This window comes from Lentzea sp. NPDC005914 (assembly GCF_040629405.1).
Taxonomy (GTDB): Bacteria; Actinomycetota; Actinomycetes; order Mycobacteriales; family Pseudonocardiaceae; genus Lentzea.
This window is the reverse complement of record NZ_JBEXVQ010000019.1, coordinates 1-14,786: the sequence shown is the minus strand read 5'-3', so window position 1 is coordinate 14,786 and position 14,786 is coordinate 1. Positions and strand designations below refer to the sequence as shown.

Annotated in this window: 19 protein-coding genes; 15 read left to right on the top strand and 4 right to left on the bottom strand. The window is 68.6% G+C overall.

Annotation, left to right across the window (positions count from 1 at the left end; all coding sequences use genetic code 11):
- The first annotated feature begins 35 nt into the window (after positions 1 to 35).
- Together ABZ345_RS25860 and ABZ345_RS25855 are read left to right on the top strand one after the other, a co-directional pair.
- A complete protein-coding gene (locus tag ABZ345_RS25860) occupies positions 36 to 1,889 on the top strand; it encodes a glycoside hydrolase family 9 protein (RefSeq protein ID WP_359853691.1) in 1,854 nt (617 codons plus the stop codon).
- 38 nt (positions 1,890 to 1,927) lie between these two features.
- A complete protein-coding gene (locus tag ABZ345_RS25855; protein ID WP_359853688.1) occupies positions 1,928 to 3,100 on the top strand; it encodes a hypothetical protein in 1,173 nt (390 codons plus the stop codon).
- On the opposite strand, the gene ABZ345_RS25850 is transcribed toward ABZ345_RS25855, so the two are convergent.
- A complete protein-coding gene (locus ABZ345_RS25850; protein WP_359853686.1) occupies positions 3,087 to 3,566 on the bottom strand; it encodes an N-acetyltransferase in 480 nt (159 codons plus the stop codon). The genes ABZ345_RS25855 and ABZ345_RS25850 overlap by 14 nt on opposite strands.
- Between ABZ345_RS25850 and ABZ345_RS25845 the strand changes: the two genes are divergently transcribed.
- From ABZ345_RS25845 to ABZ345_RS25835, 3 genes are read left to right on the top strand one after another with little or no spacing between them, the layout of a single operon-like run.
- Positions 3,565 to 4,152 (top strand): hypothetical protein, encoded by a 588-nt coding sequence (locus tag ABZ345_RS25845; protein ID WP_359853683.1) that lies wholly within the window; start codon positions 3,565 to 3,567, stop codon positions 4,150 to 4,152. The genes ABZ345_RS25850 and ABZ345_RS25845 overlap by 2 nt on opposite strands.
- Positions 4,149 to 4,706, top strand: a complete 558-nt coding sequence (locus ABZ345_RS25840) for a YdeI/OmpD-associated family protein (protein WP_359853680.1) — start codon at positions 4,149 to 4,151, stop codon at positions 4,704 to 4,706. The genes ABZ345_RS25845 and ABZ345_RS25840 overlap by 4 nt, the downstream gene beginning before the upstream one ends.
- A 4-nt stretch (positions 4,707 to 4,710) precedes the next feature.
- Positions 4,711 to 5,364 (top strand): hypothetical protein, encoded by a 654-nt coding sequence (locus tag ABZ345_RS25835; RefSeq protein ID WP_359853677.1) that lies wholly within the window; start codon positions 4,711 to 4,713, stop codon positions 5,362 to 5,364.
- Here the strand turns inward: ABZ345_RS25835 and ABZ345_RS25830 are convergent.
- A complete protein-coding gene (locus tag ABZ345_RS25830) occupies positions 5,312 to 6,172 on the bottom strand; it encodes a hypothetical protein (RefSeq protein WP_359853675.1) in 861 nt (286 codons plus the stop codon). The two genes, ABZ345_RS25835 and ABZ345_RS25830, sit on opposite strands and share 53 nt — an antisense overlap.
- A gap of 41 nt (positions 6,173 to 6,213) precedes the next feature.
- Here ABZ345_RS25830 and ligA point away from each other — a divergent pair, with 41 nt between their 5' ends.
- From ligA to ABZ345_RS25790, 8 genes are all read left to right on the top strand, one after another.
- Positions 6,214 to 8,331 carry an NAD-dependent DNA ligase LigA gene (gene ligA / locus ABZ345_RS25825; RefSeq protein ID WP_359854153.1) on the top strand — a complete coding sequence of 706 codons (2,118 nt, stop codon included), beginning with the start codon at positions 6,214 to 6,216 and terminating at the stop codon, positions 8,329 to 8,331.
- A complete protein-coding gene (locus ABZ345_RS25820; RefSeq protein WP_359853673.1) occupies positions 8,324 to 8,824 on the top strand; it encodes a GNAT family N-acetyltransferase in 501 nt (166 codons plus the stop codon). The genes ligA and ABZ345_RS25820 overlap by 8 nt, the downstream gene beginning before the upstream one ends.
- A gap of 40 nt (positions 8,825 to 8,864) precedes the next feature.
- Complete coding sequence (locus ABZ345_RS25815) at positions 8,865 to 9,302, top strand: hypothetical protein (protein WP_359853670.1); 438 nt, start codon at positions 8,865 to 8,867, stop codon at positions 9,300 to 9,302.
- A gap of 135 nt (positions 9,303 to 9,437) precedes the next feature.
- Positions 9,438 to 9,965, top strand: coding sequence for a YbaB/EbfC family nucleoid-associated protein (locus ABZ345_RS25810; protein WP_359853668.1), 528 nt, complete (start codon positions 9,438 to 9,440; stop codon positions 9,963 to 9,965).
- 10 nt (positions 9,966 to 9,975) lie between these two features.
- The gene (locus ABZ345_RS25805; protein WP_359853665.1) at positions 9,976 to 10,296 is read left to right on the top strand and encodes a hypothetical protein; all 321 of its coding nucleotides are present in this window, start codon (positions 9,976 to 9,978) and stop codon (positions 10,294 to 10,296) included.
- Positions 10,293 to 11,513, top strand: a complete 1,221-nt coding sequence (locus tag ABZ345_RS25800) for a hypothetical protein (protein ID WP_359853662.1) — start codon at positions 10,293 to 10,295, stop codon at positions 11,511 to 11,513. Before ABZ345_RS25805 ends, ABZ345_RS25800 begins: the two co-directional genes overlap by 4 nt.
- Before the next feature lie 10 nt (positions 11,514 to 11,523).
- Positions 11,524 to 12,258: a hypothetical protein gene (locus ABZ345_RS25795; RefSeq protein ID WP_359853660.1), complete on the top strand. Its 735-nt coding sequence runs from the start codon at positions 11,524 to 11,526 to the stop codon at positions 12,256 to 12,258.
- Positions 12,259 to 12,263: 5 nt separating this feature from the next.
- Positions 12,264 to 12,788 carry a hypothetical protein gene (locus ABZ345_RS25790; RefSeq protein WP_359853657.1) on the top strand — a complete coding sequence of 175 codons (525 nt, stop codon included), beginning with the start codon at positions 12,264 to 12,266 and terminating at the stop codon, positions 12,786 to 12,788.
- Here ABZ345_RS25790 and ABZ345_RS25785 read toward each other — a convergent pair.
- Positions 12,772 to 13,188 carry a hypothetical protein gene (locus ABZ345_RS25785; RefSeq protein WP_359853655.1) on the bottom strand — a complete coding sequence of 139 codons (417 nt, stop codon included), beginning with the start codon at positions 13,186 to 13,188 and terminating at the stop codon, positions 12,772 to 12,774. The genes ABZ345_RS25790 and ABZ345_RS25785 overlap by 17 nt on opposite strands.
- 38 nt (positions 13,189 to 13,226) lie before the next feature.
- Here ABZ345_RS25785 and ABZ345_RS25780 point away from each other — a divergent pair, with 38 nt between their 5' ends.
- Positions 13,227 to 13,661, top strand: a complete 435-nt coding sequence (locus tag ABZ345_RS25780) for a GNAT family N-acetyltransferase (protein ID WP_359854150.1) — start codon at positions 13,227 to 13,229, stop codon at positions 13,659 to 13,661.
- Here the strand turns inward: ABZ345_RS25780 and ABZ345_RS25775 are convergent.
- Positions 13,658 to 13,882 (bottom strand): hypothetical protein, encoded by a 225-nt coding sequence (locus ABZ345_RS25775; RefSeq protein WP_359853652.1) that lies wholly within the window; start codon positions 13,880 to 13,882, stop codon positions 13,658 to 13,660. The genes ABZ345_RS25780 and ABZ345_RS25775 overlap by 4 nt on opposite strands.
- Positions 13,883 to 14,012: 130 nt before the next feature.
- Between ABZ345_RS25775 and ABZ345_RS25770 the strand changes: the two genes are divergently transcribed.
- Positions 14,013 to 14,696 carry a 3-keto-5-aminohexanoate cleavage protein gene (locus ABZ345_RS25770; RefSeq protein WP_359853649.1) on the top strand — a complete coding sequence of 228 codons (684 nt, stop codon included), beginning with the start codon at positions 14,013 to 14,015 and terminating at the stop codon, positions 14,694 to 14,696.
- The last annotated feature ends 90 nt before the right edge of the window (positions 14,697 to 14,786 follow it).

Genomic DNA, 14,786 nt, shown 5'->3' with positions numbered 1-14,786 from the left:
GCCGTCCGTCGAGGCCTGGACCGGGAGTTCCCCTCATGCGCATCAGACGTGCGGCTCTCGTCGCCGCAGTGCTCACAGGTGTGGTCGTGGCGCCTGCTCAGGCGGCCCCCACCGGACACATCAGGCTGGACCAGATCGGTTTCGGCACCACCGAGGCGAAGCACGCGTACGTGCTCGGTGGTGCCGCGAACACCAAGTTCACCGTTGTCGACAGCCGCGGCAAGACCGTGCTGACCGGGAAGACCGGCGCGTCGACGGGAGCCTGGAGCGACAAGTTCCCCTCGGTGCACCCGATCGACTTCTCGGCTCTCAAGACCGCCGGCACGTACCGGATCAAGGTCGGCTCGACGACCTCGACGTCCTTCAAGATCGACTCTCTTTCGAGGTTGTTCCAGCCGGTCGCGAACAGCACCGTCGAGTTCTTCCAGGCTCAGCGCGACGGCGCGTCCGTCATCCCGGGGCGGTTGAACCGCAAGCCCGCGCACCTCACCGACCGCTCGGCCATGGTTTACGAGGAGCCGGTGTTCAAGGGCGAGGGCGGCGACGAGATCGCGGCGCCGTTGAAGGCCACGGGCACGAAGGTCGACCTCGAAGGCGGCTGGTTCGACGCGGGTGACTTCGTGAAGTTCACGCACGCCTCGTCGTACTCGACCGCGTCGATGCTGCTGGCGTTGCGCAACAAGCACAACGATGCGCTGTACGACGAGGCGAAGTTCGGCCTGAAGTGGCTCGACAAGGCGTGGGACGAGAAGTCCGGCGTTCTGTACGCGCAGGTCGGCATCGGCACGGGCTCCGAGGAGTTCGGGTTCGTCGGCGACCACGACGTGTGGCGCCTGCCGGAGGCGGACGACAAGCTCGACGTGAAGCCGGGCGACAGCCAGTACTACATCAAGTACAGGCCCGCGTTCCGGGCGAACAAGCCAGGCGAGAAGATCAGCCCGAACCTGGTCGGCCGCGTCGCCGGTTCGTTCGCCCTGGCGGCGCAGATCGAGGCTCGGCGCAACCCCCGTCTGGCGTGCGAGTACCTGAACAAGGCCGCGTCCTTGTTCGCGCTGGCCAAGACTTCCGACGTCGGCGAACTCGTGACGGCGTTCCCGCACGCGTACTACCCCGAGGGCTCCTGGACCGACGACATGGAGTTCGGCGCGACCCAGCTCGCGCTGGCCGCGAAGGCGTTGAACGACAAGCGCTACAACCAATTCGCGCGCGCCGCCGCGCACTGGGCCAAGGAGTTCCTGGCGACCCAGGACCCCGACACGTTGAACGTCTACAACATCTCCGCGCTCGGCCACGCCGACCTCGCCGGGTTGCTGAAGAAGGGCGTGCCCGGAGCCGAGGTGACCGAGTCGCAGATCGTCGGTGACATCAAGCGTCAGCTGCAGCAGGGCGCCGATGCTGCTCTGACCTCGCCCTTCCGCACCGCCGCGAACGTCGAGACGTGGGACGTCGGCTCGCGCACGTTCGGCTTCATCACCACGGCCGCCCTGTACGAGAAGGTGACCGGCTCCACGCAGTACCGGACGTTCGGCACGCAGCAGCGCGGCTTCGCCCTCGGCACCAACGCCTGGGGCACCTCGCTGATCGTCGGCGTCGGCGCGAAGTTCCCGGAGTGCCCGCACCACCAGGCCGCGAACCTGTCGGGTTCGATCAACGGCGGCTCGAAGGTGCTGGTCGGCGCGGTGATCAACGGCCCGAACGACGCCACGCTGTTCGAGGACCTCGGCGAGATGCCGGAGGGTTCGGTGGCGTGCACCAAGCCGTACACGAAGGAGTTCGACTCGGCGAAGTCCGTGTTCGCCGACGACCTGCGCTCGTGGCCGAGTTCCGAGCCCGCCATCGACTTCACGGCGACGGGCGTGCTCGGCTTCTCGCTGATCGCTTCCAGCTGAGTGGCGCCGGCGCGGGCCTGGGTGTCCAATTCGGACTTGTGCTCAGGCTCGCGCTGGTCTTCCTGCTGCTGACGGCCGGTACGGCTGAGGCCCTGCCGTTGAACGTCTCCTGCCGAGTTCCCGGCGTGCACGACGCGGACGTCATCCGCGTCGTGCACGCCGTTGGTCTTTCTCTGGGCGTGAGCGACAAGGTGATGCTCGCCGGGTTCGAGGCCGGGTGGGTCGAGTCGCACATGAACAACCTCGACTGCGGCGACGCCGACTCTCTCGGCGTGTTCCAGCAACGGCCCTCGATGGGGTGGGGCACGCCTGCGGAGATCATGGACGTGTCGTATGCGGCGCGACGGTTCTTCGAGCGCGCGGTTCGGGTGGACCGGCCCGAGCTGACTTCGGGGTTGCTCGCGGACGAGGTGCAGCGGTCTTGTTGTCCGGAGCGGTACGACCTGGCTCTGTCGCGGGCTTCGTTCTTGCTGCGGCAGGCTTGGCAGGGTGGGCCGGAGGTCGTGGGTGGTGCGGTTTACGTGGTGGAGGACGGCGATGTCTGGGGCGACTCTCGGCTGAGCACATCCGGCTCCTTCGTCGGCCGGCCGTCGGTGGCGGGGCGGTTCGTGTTCGCCCGGACCGATCGGGGTGTGGTGATGGCGCTGGCCGATGGGGTGTGGCGGCCGGTGGCTTCGGGGGTTGGGGGAGATCCGGAGGCCGTTCCTCGTCCTGATGGGACGGTCGTGCTGTACGCGGTGATGGCGGATGGGAGCGTCGCGGAATTGTCAGACCCCTCTGCGATGATTGGGATGGGGGCCGGATCCCCCCAGGGGGCCTGGCAATCCGGATCGATTCCGACGAGCTCGCCGGGGTTCGCTGGCAGGTCCGCCGTCCCGATGAGCCCGCCTGGGTTCGCAGTAGGCAAGCCCTCCGCGATCGTTCACCCGGATGGGTCGATCACCGTGTACATCCGCTCGGGCACCAAGCTCATGGTCAACGAGGCCGGCACGTGGCGCGAAGTCGCGGCAGGCGTCGACAGCTCCCCCGAAGCGGTGCTCCGTCCTGATGGGACGGTCGGCCTCTACACGTTGCTGAACGGCCGCCCACACCGCCTCGGAACCGGCTGGGAACCGTTGAGCGACAACCGCTTCATCGACACCGTGTCCGCCCAACCCGATGGCACGATCTACGCGCGCAAGGCCGAAGGCACGGTCGTCACAGTCGGTTGAACGGCTCCGCGTACCGGAACGCCCCCGCCGGAACGTCCGCGAACAGCCGGGCCTGGAAGTGCGGCTCCCACTCGGGAACCGGCGGGGTGATCCCGAACTCCGAGGCCGGCCGGAAGCCGAACCGCGGGTAGTAGACCGGGCTGCCGAGCAGGATCACGGCGCGCTCACCGCGAGCCTCCGCCGCGCCGAGAACGGCGTGCATCAACGCTGAACCCATCCCCGCTCGCTGATGATCCGGGCGCACGCTGATCGGCCCGAGCCCCAGAGCGGGCGTATCGCCGATGTACCCGCGCGTGCACACGACGTGCCCCAGCACGCCGTCCGCGACCAGGGACAGTTCCGGAATCCAGCCCTCGTCCTCCCGCAACCGGTCGATCAGCAGAGCTTCGGGGCCGTTCTTGAACGCGAGGTTCGTGACGGTGCGGATGGCGTCGATGTCTGCGGGTGTCTCCCGCCGGATCAGCATGACGCGCACTGTGGCCAAGCCGGTCACCGCGCGCCACCGAGTTTTCGACGCCATAATCCGCGGCGTGGTCGTGCGACAGACCGTGATGGTGTCCGTGCTCGCCTTGCTGGCTTACGGGGTGCTGTGGTGGCTCCTGAGCGACGGAGACGAAGCGGTGCCGAAGACAGCGGAGTCCCTTTTCCTCACGGACTACTCGAAGGCGGAAAAAGGCAGCTGTGTGAAGTTCACCGGGCCCGGCGAGGACGATCTGGGGCTGACGGTCGTCGACTGCGGGGGCGAGCGGGCCGCGTTGAAGGTCGGCACCATCCTGGCCAGCACCAGCGGGGAGTGTCCGCGCGGTGAGTACAAGGTGCTGCGCGACACCAGGCACAACGCGGCGCTGTGCTTGTTGCCCAACGCCGCGCGGGGCGACTGTTTCGAGTTGGACACCGAGGATCTCCAGAGGTCCGTCGTGTCCAAGTTCGACTGTGCGGCGCCGCGGGTGAACGTGCAGGTGGTCGGCATCGAGAAAGAAAGTTGTCCCGCGGAGGCCGAACTCGGTGTTCCCTATGAGGAGATGACGCTCTGCCTGAGGAGGGTGCGTTGATCTTCTTCGAGGATCCCGCCGAGTTCGACGCGTGGCTGCACGAGAACGGTGCGACCGAGACCGAGCTGTGGATGAAGTACGCCAAGAAGGGGTCGGGGCTCAAGACGATCACCTACGACCAGGCGCTGGACATCGCGCTGTGCCACGGGTGGATCGACGGGCTGGTGCGGTCGATCGACGAGACCTACTACTCGCAGCGGTGGACGCCGAGGAAGGCGCGCAGCAGGTGGTCCAAGCGCAACTGCGGCAAGGTCGAGGAGCTGATCGCCCAGGGCAGGATGCTGCCGGCGGGTCTGAAGGAGATCGAGAGGGCCAAAGCCGACGGACGTTGGGACGCGGCGTACGCGGGCCCGGCGACCATCGAGGTGCCCGACGACCTCATCGAGGCGCTCAAGGCCAACGACAAGGCCAAGATCGCCTTCGAGGGCCTGAACAGCCAGAACCGGTACGCCATCCTGCTGCGCATCCACGACGCGAAACGGCCGGAGACACGCCAGAAGCGGATCGCCCAGTTCGTCGAAATGCTGGCAGACGGACGCAAGCTCTACGCTTGAGCGAATGAAGTGGTTCCGCCGCCGCAAAGCCGAAGACATCACCCAAGCCCAAGCTCACCTGCCGAACGCCGGGGAAGCCGCCCAGCGCTTCTGGGAGCGGTGGTTCGAGCTGGTCCCGGTGGTGAGCGCGGCACTCGGAGACGGCGAGCCGCACCGCGTCGAGGACGAACTGCAGGCGCTCGTCGCCGGTCTGCACCCGGACCTGACGTTCTCGCTCGAACAGGGTCACCTGGCCATGTACGCGCTGGTGATCACCGGTCAGGAGGACCCGCGGCTGCGGCCCTACACCGACGCGTGGATCAAGGCCGCGCCGCCGACGGACATGGTGTGGGAGTTCCACGACTCGGTGCCGCCGGTGCCCGACCCGGCCGAGGTCGTCATCAACCTCGGCGAGGTCAGGATGCGGCTCGGCGACTACCGCGTGGTGGCCCAGGTGGACGGTGACGTCGTCGACGTCGCGGTCTACCACCCGGCGCTGTCCGAGCTGACCGAACAGCAGCGGCAGACGATGACGTTCCTGCCGCTGGACGTCACGCTCGGCGAACGGCTGGCGGGGGAGCGGTTGCGGCGCGTGGAAACCGCTCAGCTGGAGCCGGAGGGCACGATCAGCCTGCTGGAGCTGCGTTCGCTGGTCCGGACACTCGCCGAGGTCGAGTGAAGGAACTGCCGAGGAACCCGATCGCGAGCCCGGCGAGGGGACCCAGCAGCAGTCCGAGCTGATACCGGACGGCCGCGTCGCCCACGCTCATCTGCAGTTCGAACAGCGTGCCGTGAGGCACGGACGGATCGGGGTTCGCCCACTCCAGGTCGACCTGACCCGGGAGCAGCACCATCGTGGCGATGGTCAGCGTGGCGAGCAGCAGCGCCGCGGCACCACCCGCGCACAGACCGGCGATGACGCCCTGGCGCGCCAGGACACCGGCGGCCAGCAAAGCGGCGGGCGGCAGAAAGGCCAGCACGAACGCGTGGGAGGTGTTCCCGACCGGCATGAACGCGTACACGGCCAACGCCAGCGCGAGGCCCAATCCGGTGCCGATGGTCAACGTCCTGGGCTCCACGGCCATCCGCTGCGAGGTCAGTGCCAGCACCGCCACGGCGTACCCGCCGATCAGCACGATCATCAGCACCGCGCCGACCACCGCCCCGCCGCGCATGTCGGCTTCCCAGTTGGCCTGGTCGAACGCCGTGAAGTGGTCGAAGCGGCTGCCCGCGAACCGCGACAACGCCGTCAGCGCCGCGAGCAACGCGTAGATCGAGACGTACCCGGCCGTGCGGATGATCCGGGCCGTGCGATGGGGTGCCACGGGCCCGAGCACCCACGGCAGCACGGTCAGCAGGAGCACGATGACGATCATGGCCGCGCGGGTGAACGGCACGGCGGGATTCGCGGAGCCGGCGTGCCAGTCGAGCCACACCAGCACCGAACCGGTCACGAGGGACAACAGCGTGTATCCGACACCGCGCATCACACCGTGTTCTCGCGCCACCAGGGCGTCTCGTTACTACGCTGTCGGGCGTGACCAGCGAGAGCCTTGAAGACGTCCCCGCCGAGGTGCGCGAGCGGCATGCCGTGCTCGCGGAAGAGGTGCGCTCGCACCAGTTCCGCTACTACGTGCTGGACGACCCGATCGTCACCGACGGTGAGTTCGACAAGCTGCTCAAGGCGTTGGAGGCACTGGAGGCCGAACATCCGGGTCTGGCCACACCGGACTCGCCGACGCAGCTCGTCGGCGGCACGTTCTCGACCGAGTTCAAGGCGGTCGACCACCTGGAGCGCATGCTCAGCCTGGACAACGTCTTCGCGCAGGACGAGCTGACGGCCTGGTTCGAGCGCGTGCAGAAGGACGTCGGCGAGGGCACGCACTTCCTGTGCGAGCTGAAGATCGACGGCCTCGCGATCAACCTGCTGTACGAGAAGGGCAGGCTGACGCGCGCGCTGACCCGTGGCGACGGCCGCACCGGCGAGGACGTCACGCTGAACGTCCGCACGATCGCGGACGTGCCCGTCACGCTCAAGGGCTCCGACGAGTACCCGGTGCCGGACCTCGTCGAGGTGCGCGGCGAGGTCTTCTTCGCGGTCGAGGACTTTCTCGCTCTGAACGCCTCGCTGGTCGAGCAGGGCAAGCCGCCGTTCGCGAACCCGCGCAACACCGCCGCGGGCTCGCTCAGGCAGAAGGACCCGAAGGTCACCGCGTCGCGCAAGCTGCGGATGATCTGCCACGGCATCGGCAAGACCGCGGGCTTCGAGGTCGCCCGCCAGTCGCTCGCGTACGAGGCGCTGAGGTCGTGGGGCCTGCCGGTCTCGCAGCACACCAAGGTGCTCACCGATCCGGCGGCCATCCGCGAGCACGTCGAGTTCTGGGGCGAGCACCGGCACGACGCGGTCCACGAGATCGACGGCGTGGTCATCAAGGTCGACGAGGTGTCGCTGCAACGGCGCCTGGGCACGACGTCGCGCGCGCCGCGGTGGGCCATCGCGTACAAGTACCCGCCGGAGGAAGCCACCACGACGTTGCTGGACATCCAGGTCCAGGTCGGCCGCACCGGCCGCGTCACGCCGTTCGCGCTGATGGAACCGGTGAAGGTGGCCGGCTCCACGGTCGCGCGCGCCACGCTGCACAACGGGTCGGAGGTCAAGCGCAAGGGCGTGCTGATCGGCGACCGGATCGTCATCCGCAAGGCGGGCGACGTGATTCCCGAGGTCCTGGGCCCGGTGCTGGCCGCACGACCGGCCGACGCGCGCGAGTTCGTCATGCCGACGCGCTGCCCCGAGTGCAACGCCGAACTGCGCGCGATGAAGGAGGGCGACGTCGACATCCGCTGCCCCAACGCGGAGACGTGTCCCGGCCAGTTGCGTGAACGGCTGGCGTACCTGGCTTCCCGTGCCGCGCTGGACATCGAGGTGCTCGGCTACGAGGCGGCCGCCGCGATCACCGAGTCCACTGTGTACACGAACGAGGCCGACCTGTTCGACCTCGACGCCGAGGCGCTGCAGCAGATCGAGCGCTTCAAGACCAAGAACGGCGAGCTGTCCGCGAACGCCGTGAAGCTGCTCGACAACCTCGAAGCCGCCAAGGAGCGTCCTCTGTGGAGGGTGCTGGTCGCGCTGTCGATCCGGCACGTCGGCCCGACCGCCGCCCGTGCGCTGGCGCAGCAGTTCGGCTCGATGGACGCGATCCTCGAGGCCGAGGAAGAGGTGCTGGCCAGCGCCGAGGGCGTGGGCCCGACGATCGCGACGGCGGTCGTGGAGTGGCGGGAAACCGAGTGGCGCCAAGGCGTTGTGGAGCGCTGGCGGGCGGCGGGCGTGCGGATGGAGGACGAGCGCGACGCGTCCATCACCCGCAACCTCGAAGGCCTGTCCATCGTGGTCACGGGCTCGCTGACGGAGTTCTCCCGCGACTCGGCGAAGGAGTCCGTCCTGGCCCGCGGCGGCAAGGCGGCCGGCTCGGTCTCCAAGAAAACCTCTTTCGTGGTCGTCGGCGACTCGCCAGGATCCAAGTACGACAAGGCCATCTCCCTGAAGGTCCCGGTCCTCGACGAGGCAGGCTTCCGCGTCCTGCTGGAACAGGGCCCGGACGCGGCGCGGGAGGTGGCCGTCATCGGGGAAGAGGAGTCAGATGGCTGACCTGAACATCCGCCCGGCGACGGCGGCCGACCTGCCCGCGGTCGGCTCCGTGACGGTCGAGGCCTACCGCGTCAACGGCTACCTGGAGGGCACCGACGACTACGCCGACACGCTCGCCGACGCGCAGTCCCGGTTCCGCGACGCCGAACTGCTGGTCGCCGTGGACGACTCCGGTGAGGTGCTGGGCTCGGTCACGGTCGTGCTGCCCGGCACGCCCTACGCCGAGATCTCCCAGCCGGGCGAACTGGAGTTCCGCATGCTCTCGGTCGCCGCGTCAGCACGCGGCCGGGGAGTGGGCGAAGCCCTGGTGCGCACGGTGATCGACAGGGCGCGGGCCGCCGGTGCGGAGCGGGTCGTGCTGTCGTCTTCGGAGAAGATGGCTGCGGCGCACCGGTTGTACGAGCGACTGGGTTTCACGCGGCTGCCGGAACGCGACTGGGCGCCGTTGCCCGGAGTCAACCTCGTGGCTTATGCGTACGGGATGCCGCTCTGAGCAACTGAGTTCGTTCGCCGCCGTGTGCTTCTCTGGACTCATGACGAGGGTCGGGTTGAACGGGCGGGGCGCGGTGCGTCCTGCCCGTTTGGTTCTGGCATCGGCCATGATGCTGGTGCTGGGGGCGTGCGCGAGTGGCGACGGCACCGGCGCGGAAAGCCCGAAAGCGGCCGTCGACACCTATCTCGCCGCGATGAACGACGAGGACGAGGCCGCGCTCCGCAAGATGATCGCCGAGCCCGTGCGCGGTGACGCGGCCGGCTACCTGGCCGAGCACGGCGGCAAGGGCCTGGTGGTCGAGTCGCTGGACATCACCCAGGAGTTCGGGCCGGACTTCGCCAACGCCCACGTGACGGGCACGAACGCCGACAGGTCCCGCTTTGACGAGCGGATCGTGGTGTCGAAGATCGACGACCGCTGGTACGTCGGTCTCCTCGGGCCCGTGCCGGACCGGAGCAGTCCCACGGCCAAGTCGTAGTCGCCGCGCTGAATCCGACGAACCGGACCAGTCGAACAAAACTGCAGGTCAACCTGTCCGAACCCGCCCGGCCGAATGGCCGCGTGCTCTACGCTCGATCACCGAGAACGTGATCGTCGGGGGTAAACCGTGACCATGCCGGGTGATCGGCTGTCCGCTGCCATGCGCTCCTTCCAGGAGCAGGCGGACAAGGCCAAGCAGCTTCAGGAAGCCATCAAGACCATGCGCGGCGTCGGCAAGGCGCCGGACGAGGGCGTGACCGTGACCGTCGCGCCGTCGGGTGCGGTGCTCGACCTGCGGCTGGAACCGAAGTCGATGAGCCGCTCGCACACCGCGTTGCAACAGGCGATCATCGGCGCGATCCGCCAGGCCACGGCCAACGCCGCCGCGCAGATGGAGGAGGCCGCGGCGCCGTTGCTGGGCGAGCGCATGCAGCAGTTCCGCGACGCCATGGGCGCAGGCGCGGGAGAGAACCTGCAGATCCGGCCCGACGTGCCACAGCCGCCGCCACCAGCGCAGGAGTACGGCGGCTCGGTGTTGCAGCGGCAGCCTCCACCGCCGCCGATCCAGCCGCCCATCCAGCCTCCGGTCCAGCCGCAGCGCAGGCCGGCGCCGCCGGTGGACGATGACGACGACTTCGGCAGCGGCTCGGTGCTGCGGTGAGGGGGAAGCGATGAGCCAGTTCCACGTCAGCGGTGACGCGCTCACCCAGTACAGCGAGGGCTCGAAGAGCCTGGCCGGCAAGTTCGGCGAGCTCGCGAAGCTGCTCGAGCAGGCGCGGGTCGATGACCAGTGCTTCGGGCCGATCGGTGACGCGGTCGGGTTGAGCAGCGGCTACTTCGACAGCCTGCAGGAGTGTCAGACCATGGCCACCAAGGCCGTGCAGTACCTCGAACACGTCAGCGAGCAGGTCGCGGACACCGCCAGGACCTACCAGGAAGTGGACAAGGCGTTCCACGACGTCTTCAACGGCCTCGCGGGCAGTGGCGCATGACCGCGCCCAAGGACGGACCGGGCACCCTCGCGGACCTCAACAACTCCGCGAACGACCCGGAGCACCGCACCTGGTTCGAACAGGCCGCCGGCCGCGGCAGCTCGATCGCCGACAACGTCATGGCGACGAACGATCTGCGCGACCAGAACGACCCACCGGCCTGGACCGCCCAGATGATCAAGAACAGGGCGGAGCTGCTCCAGACGATCGCGAGCCCCGGCGACGCGTTCCTGAACAACGGCCTGGGTTTCCTGGTGTCCCTGGTGATCTCGCCGCTCGTCGAGCTCGCGGAGTGGGCGATCGGTGACCCGCAGCAGATGCGCGCCACCGGCGAGGGCTGGGTGAAGGTCGGCGAGTGGCTCGACGGCGTCGCCGAGAAGGAGGCCCAGCGGGCCGAGTCGACCTCCGGTGTGTGGAGCGGTGACGCCGGCGACAAGTTCCGCGGCCAGATGAAGGAGTTCACGGAGGGCGTGAAAGCGCTGTCCGCGGACATCAAGGAGCTCAAGGAGACGCTCAACCTCATCGCGGACCTCTTCGACATGTTCGTCGAGATGGTCGTCGACATCATCACCGAGATGGTGATCACGCTCATCGTCGAGTGGCTGGCCGCGCTGGCCGCGTCCTGGATCACCGCCGGTGCCTCGGTCGTGGCCGCCGAAGGTGGCACGGTCGCGACCATGGGCGCCACCGGCGGCCGGATCGCGATGAAGATCAAGAAACTCCAGGGCGAGCTGTTCAAGCTGGTCAAGCGGCTCGAGGAACTGCTGCAGAAGATCCGCAAACGGCTGCCGGAGGGGTTGCTGAAGAAGTTCGGGGACCTGCGCGGCGGCAAGATCTTCGACAGCAACGTCGCCAACAAGCTGACCAGCCCGTTGCAGAAGGCGGTCGGCCGGCAGATCGACGGCGTCATCGGACCGGGTGGCAAGATCATCAGCCGGGCCGGTGCCGACGGCGTCTCGACGACCGCGAACCGCTTCATGAAGGACGCGACCGGCGAAAGCGCGCTGGCGGCGAACCTCGCCCAGGAGGGACTCAAGCTGGTCGGCCTCAGCGGACAGCGGCCGACGACGGCGGCGTTCAGCTCGCTGACCGGGTCGCTGTTCGACATGGGGGTCGACCACGTGATCGACAAGTCCTACGAGACCGCGACCGAGGGCGTCCCGCAGTCCGAGCAGGAACGCAAGGACGCGCAACGCCGTGGCTTCGACTACGAGTAGGTGACCGCAGATGACCGCTGTGCTGTCCGTGCGGGAGCACTGGTGCCGTCCTGGCGAACGCATCCTCTGGCTGCGCGAGGGCCAGCTGAAGGAACTGCCGTACGAGGTGCCGGGGTTGGATCGCAAGGGCAACCCCCAGCGCGGCCTGGCCGCCCGTGCGGCACGCGCCGTCGGGATGGGCGCGGCGATGGTGGCGCTCGCACCGGTGTCGCTGGCGGCGGCCGTCAGCGGTGATCAGCCGCCCGAGCGTTACGTGCCGGAACCGACCTTCGAGCCGCAGGTCTTCGGGCCGGCACCGGAATGCGCCGCGGTCTCCGCCGTGCGGCCGTGGCACGGACGGTCGTTGCCCGGCTGGAGCGGCGTGCCGGGCTGGTGGGTGCTCACGCCGGCGCGGCTGGCGTGGCTGACGACGCCCGACGCGCTGGCGCAGCTCGCCAAGGGGCAGAAGTCGTTCATGGGCAACGTCGCTCACCTGGCCGGCAGCGCCACCGTCGGTCTCGCGTCCGGTCTCGCCGTCGGCGCCTTCGAAGTGGTGACCGGCAGCTCCACCGGCAAACCCGTCGAACTGCCGGAGGTCGTGACCGGGTTCGAGTTCGAACGCGGTCAGATCGCGAGCGTCCAGCCGGTCTGGCGGGACGAGAAGACGCCGGTGCTGCGCGCCGTTCTGGCCGTGGACGGATCGGGCTTCGACTTCCCGCTGAACGGCCCGCACGATCCGATGCTGCGCTTCACGAACGGGAGCTGATCCGCGTGCCCTGGCTTGCGCCCGGCGAGACCATCGAGTGGTTCTGGGAGTGCGAGAAACACCTGCTGGGTCAGGTGCGGGACGTGCTCACCGCACCGTTCGAGCCGCTCGGCGAGGTGCCGGAGTCCGATCGGAAGAAGCCGAAGCTGCCGCTGCCGAGCACCGTGGTGAGCGAAGGCCGGTTCCTCGACGACGAGTGGGTGTACGACCCGACGCTGTGCGGCCGTGTCGTCGCGCAGCATCCCGGCGCGCTCGCCGTGCGGTTCGCGGACCACCTCGTGGCCGGACGCGGCAAGACCCTGTTGTGCCTGACGGAACGCCGGCTCGCGGCCGTGCACGTCGCCGACTCGGACAACCACGTGCTGTGGTGGCAGGCGGACAGGTCGGCGTTGCGCGCGTTGCCGGAGGTCCACCTCGGACACGACCTCGGGAGGCCGCGGTACTTCCAGGCCTTCGTGTTCACCGACGGATCGGTGCTGGAGATGGATCAGGCGGTGGGGCACAAGACGCAGATCACCGCGCGGACATGATCCGCGCCCGCAGTTTCGGGTCTCCCGCCGCCTGGTCGTAGAGCAGGTCCCGCAGAACCTCCGCGGGCAGGGTTCTCAGCACGTCGCGCAGTTCCACGTCCTCGGCGTCGGGCGGCGGCACGGTCTCGCCCCGGTCCAGCAGCACCAGCCCGACCGCGACGCAGTGCTTGCAGAAGAAGCCCTCCGACCCGTGCGGGCAGCTGCACTCGCCCACCAGGTGCGTGCCCGACCACGACAGCTCCACCGCGTACGCCGCCTCGTCGCTGCCCCGCACCCGAGCCGCCACGTGCCTGCTGTGCACCCGCAGGGACTGCACGGAGTCGCGGTAGGTGAGGCCGCGCCAGTACGACTTGGTGCCCGCGCGGTGCAGCAGCAGGTCGGTGGTGAGGGTCGTCGACACGAAGGTCATCCAACCGGGTGAACACGGAAAGGATCAACATGATCGCGATCGGCCCGCTCACCCCCGCGGACCGCGACCGGTGGCAGGAGCTGTTCGAGGGCTACAACACCTTCTACGAACGCACGCTGCCAGCGGAAACCTACGACGAGAAGTGGGAAGCGTTCCTGTCGGACGAGACCATCCACGCTCTATGCGCCCGCGACGGCGGCACCATCGTCGGCATCACGCACTTCCTCCGGCACCCCAGCACGTCGGGCCCGGACGTCTGCTACCTGCAGGACCTCTTCACCGCCCCCGAGGCGCGCGGCCGGGGTGCCGGCCGCGCGCTCATCGAGGCGGTGACGGAATGGGCGAAACAGCACGGGTGCTGCCGCGTCTACTGGCACACCAGCGAGTGGAACGAGACTGCTCGCAGGCTCTACGACCAGGTCGCGGAGAAGACGCCCTTCGTGCACTACCGAATCGCGCTTTAACGGGCCGTCGACTCCAGGTCCAGCAACGTGACGGCGGCGCGGAAGTACTTGTTGGTGCCCAGATCACGCACGGTCTTGATGTTGAACGCGGCCTTGAGCTTCTCCGCGTCACCGGGGCTCACACCCTGCAGCGCGTCGACCGGGGCGTCCAGGATCTCGTTGAGCGGGAGGTTCTCGTAAGCCTTGTCGAGCAGCATGTCGAGGTTCACGGTGACAGCCATGATCTTTCCGACCTCCGGTGTGTGGGGGCGATCACAGCCGATTCTCGTGCCTGATCACCGAGCCCGCAGAACGGCGGTGAAACCCGTTGGAGCAACGCGGTGAGCCCGATTGTGTGGGACCGTATGACATGTGCTGCAAGCCTGTCTGAACGGCTCCCGCACAGCCGAGGAGCACCCGGCCCTGCCACTGACCCCCGAGCGTCTCGCCGAGGACGCCGCTGACGTCGCCGCGCTCGGCGTCACCTCGGTGCACCTGCACCCGCGAGACGTCATCGGCGCGCCGACGCTCGTGGGCCCCGAGGTGGCCACGACGATCGCGACGGTCAGGGCCGCCGTGCCGGGCATCGAGATCAGCGTGTCCACCGACGTCCCCGGCAACCGCACGACGTTGATCGCCAGCTGGGCGCCGCTCGCCGCCGGACGCCCCGACGTTGCCAGCGTCCACGTCGGCGAGCCGGGTTGGCGCGAGCTCGCCCAGGCCCTGCACCAGGTCAACGTCGGCATCGAGCTGGTCGTGGAGTCCCCGGCGGACCTCGGCGACCTGCCACCGGGCATCGCGAGGATCACCGTCACCGCGACCAAGGAGACCGCGGAAACCCTGCTGCGGCAGGTCGAACCGCTCGGCCTGCCGATCCTGCTGCACGGCAGGGACGCGCACGCCTGGACCGTCTTCACCTACGCCGCAACGCTCGAACACCACGTGCGCATGGGTCTGGAGGACACGCTGCACATGCCCGACGGCCGCATCGCCAAGACCAACGCCGAGCTGATCGCGATGGCCCGCAGGAATCAGAAGTCGAGGGCTCCGAGCTAAGAACTCCTAACAGAATGATCTTGGAATACTGTTGATCAACCGCGTGTTGACCTTGGTGTGAGGAAGGGCGAGCAGCTCCCCTGGATCGTG

Bases quoted from the DNA above. Each gene is read 5' to 3' on its own strand.
- ABZ345_RS25805 (WP_359853665.1), top strand. From the start codon at position 9,976: ATGAGCCAGTTCCACGTCAGCGGTGACGCGCTCACCCAGTACAGCGAG.
- ABZ345_RS25820 (WP_359853673.1), top strand. From the start codon at position 8,324: ATGGCTGACCTGAACATCCGCCCGGCGACGGCGGCCGACCTGCCCGCG.
- ABZ345_RS25800 (WP_359853662.1), top strand. From the start codon at position 10,293: ATGACCGCGCCCAAGGACGGACCGGGCACCCTCGCGGACCTCAACAAC.
- ABZ345_RS25830 (WP_359853675.1), bottom strand. From the start codon at position 6,172: ATGCGCGGTGTCGGATACACGCTGTTGTCCCTCGTGACCGGTTCGGTG.
- ABZ345_RS25780 (WP_359854150.1), top strand. From the start codon at position 13,227: ATGATCGCGATCGGCCCGCTCACCCCCGCGGACCGCGACCGGTGGCAG.
- ABZ345_RS25815 (WP_359853670.1), top strand. From the start codon at position 8,865: ATGACGAGGGTCGGGTTGAACGGGCGGGGCGCGGTGCGTCCTGCCCGT.
- ABZ345_RS25845 (WP_359853683.1), top strand. From the start codon at position 3,565: ATGACGCGCACTGTGGCCAAGCCGGTCACCGCGCGCCACCGAGTTTTC.
- ABZ345_RS25860 (WP_359853691.1), top strand. From the start codon at position 36: ATGCGCATCAGACGTGCGGCTCTCGTCGCCGCAGTGCTCACAGGTGTG.
- ABZ345_RS25810 (WP_359853668.1), top strand. From the start codon at position 9,438: ATGCCGGGTGATCGGCTGTCCGCTGCCATGCGCTCCTTCCAGGAGCAG.
- ABZ345_RS25835 (WP_359853677.1), top strand. From the start codon at position 4,711: ATGAAGTGGTTCCGCCGCCGCAAAGCCGAAGACATCACCCAAGCCCAA.
- ABZ345_RS25850 (WP_359853686.1), bottom strand. From the start codon at position 3,566: ATGCTGATCCGGCGGGAGACACCCGCAGACATCGACGCCATCCGCACC.
- ABZ345_RS25795 (WP_359853660.1), top strand. From the start codon at position 11,524: ATGACCGCTGTGCTGTCCGTGCGGGAGCACTGGTGCCGTCCTGGCGAA.
- ABZ345_RS25775 (WP_359853652.1), bottom strand. From the start codon at position 13,882: ATGGCTGTCACCGTGAACCTCGACATGCTGCTCGACAAGGCTTACGAG.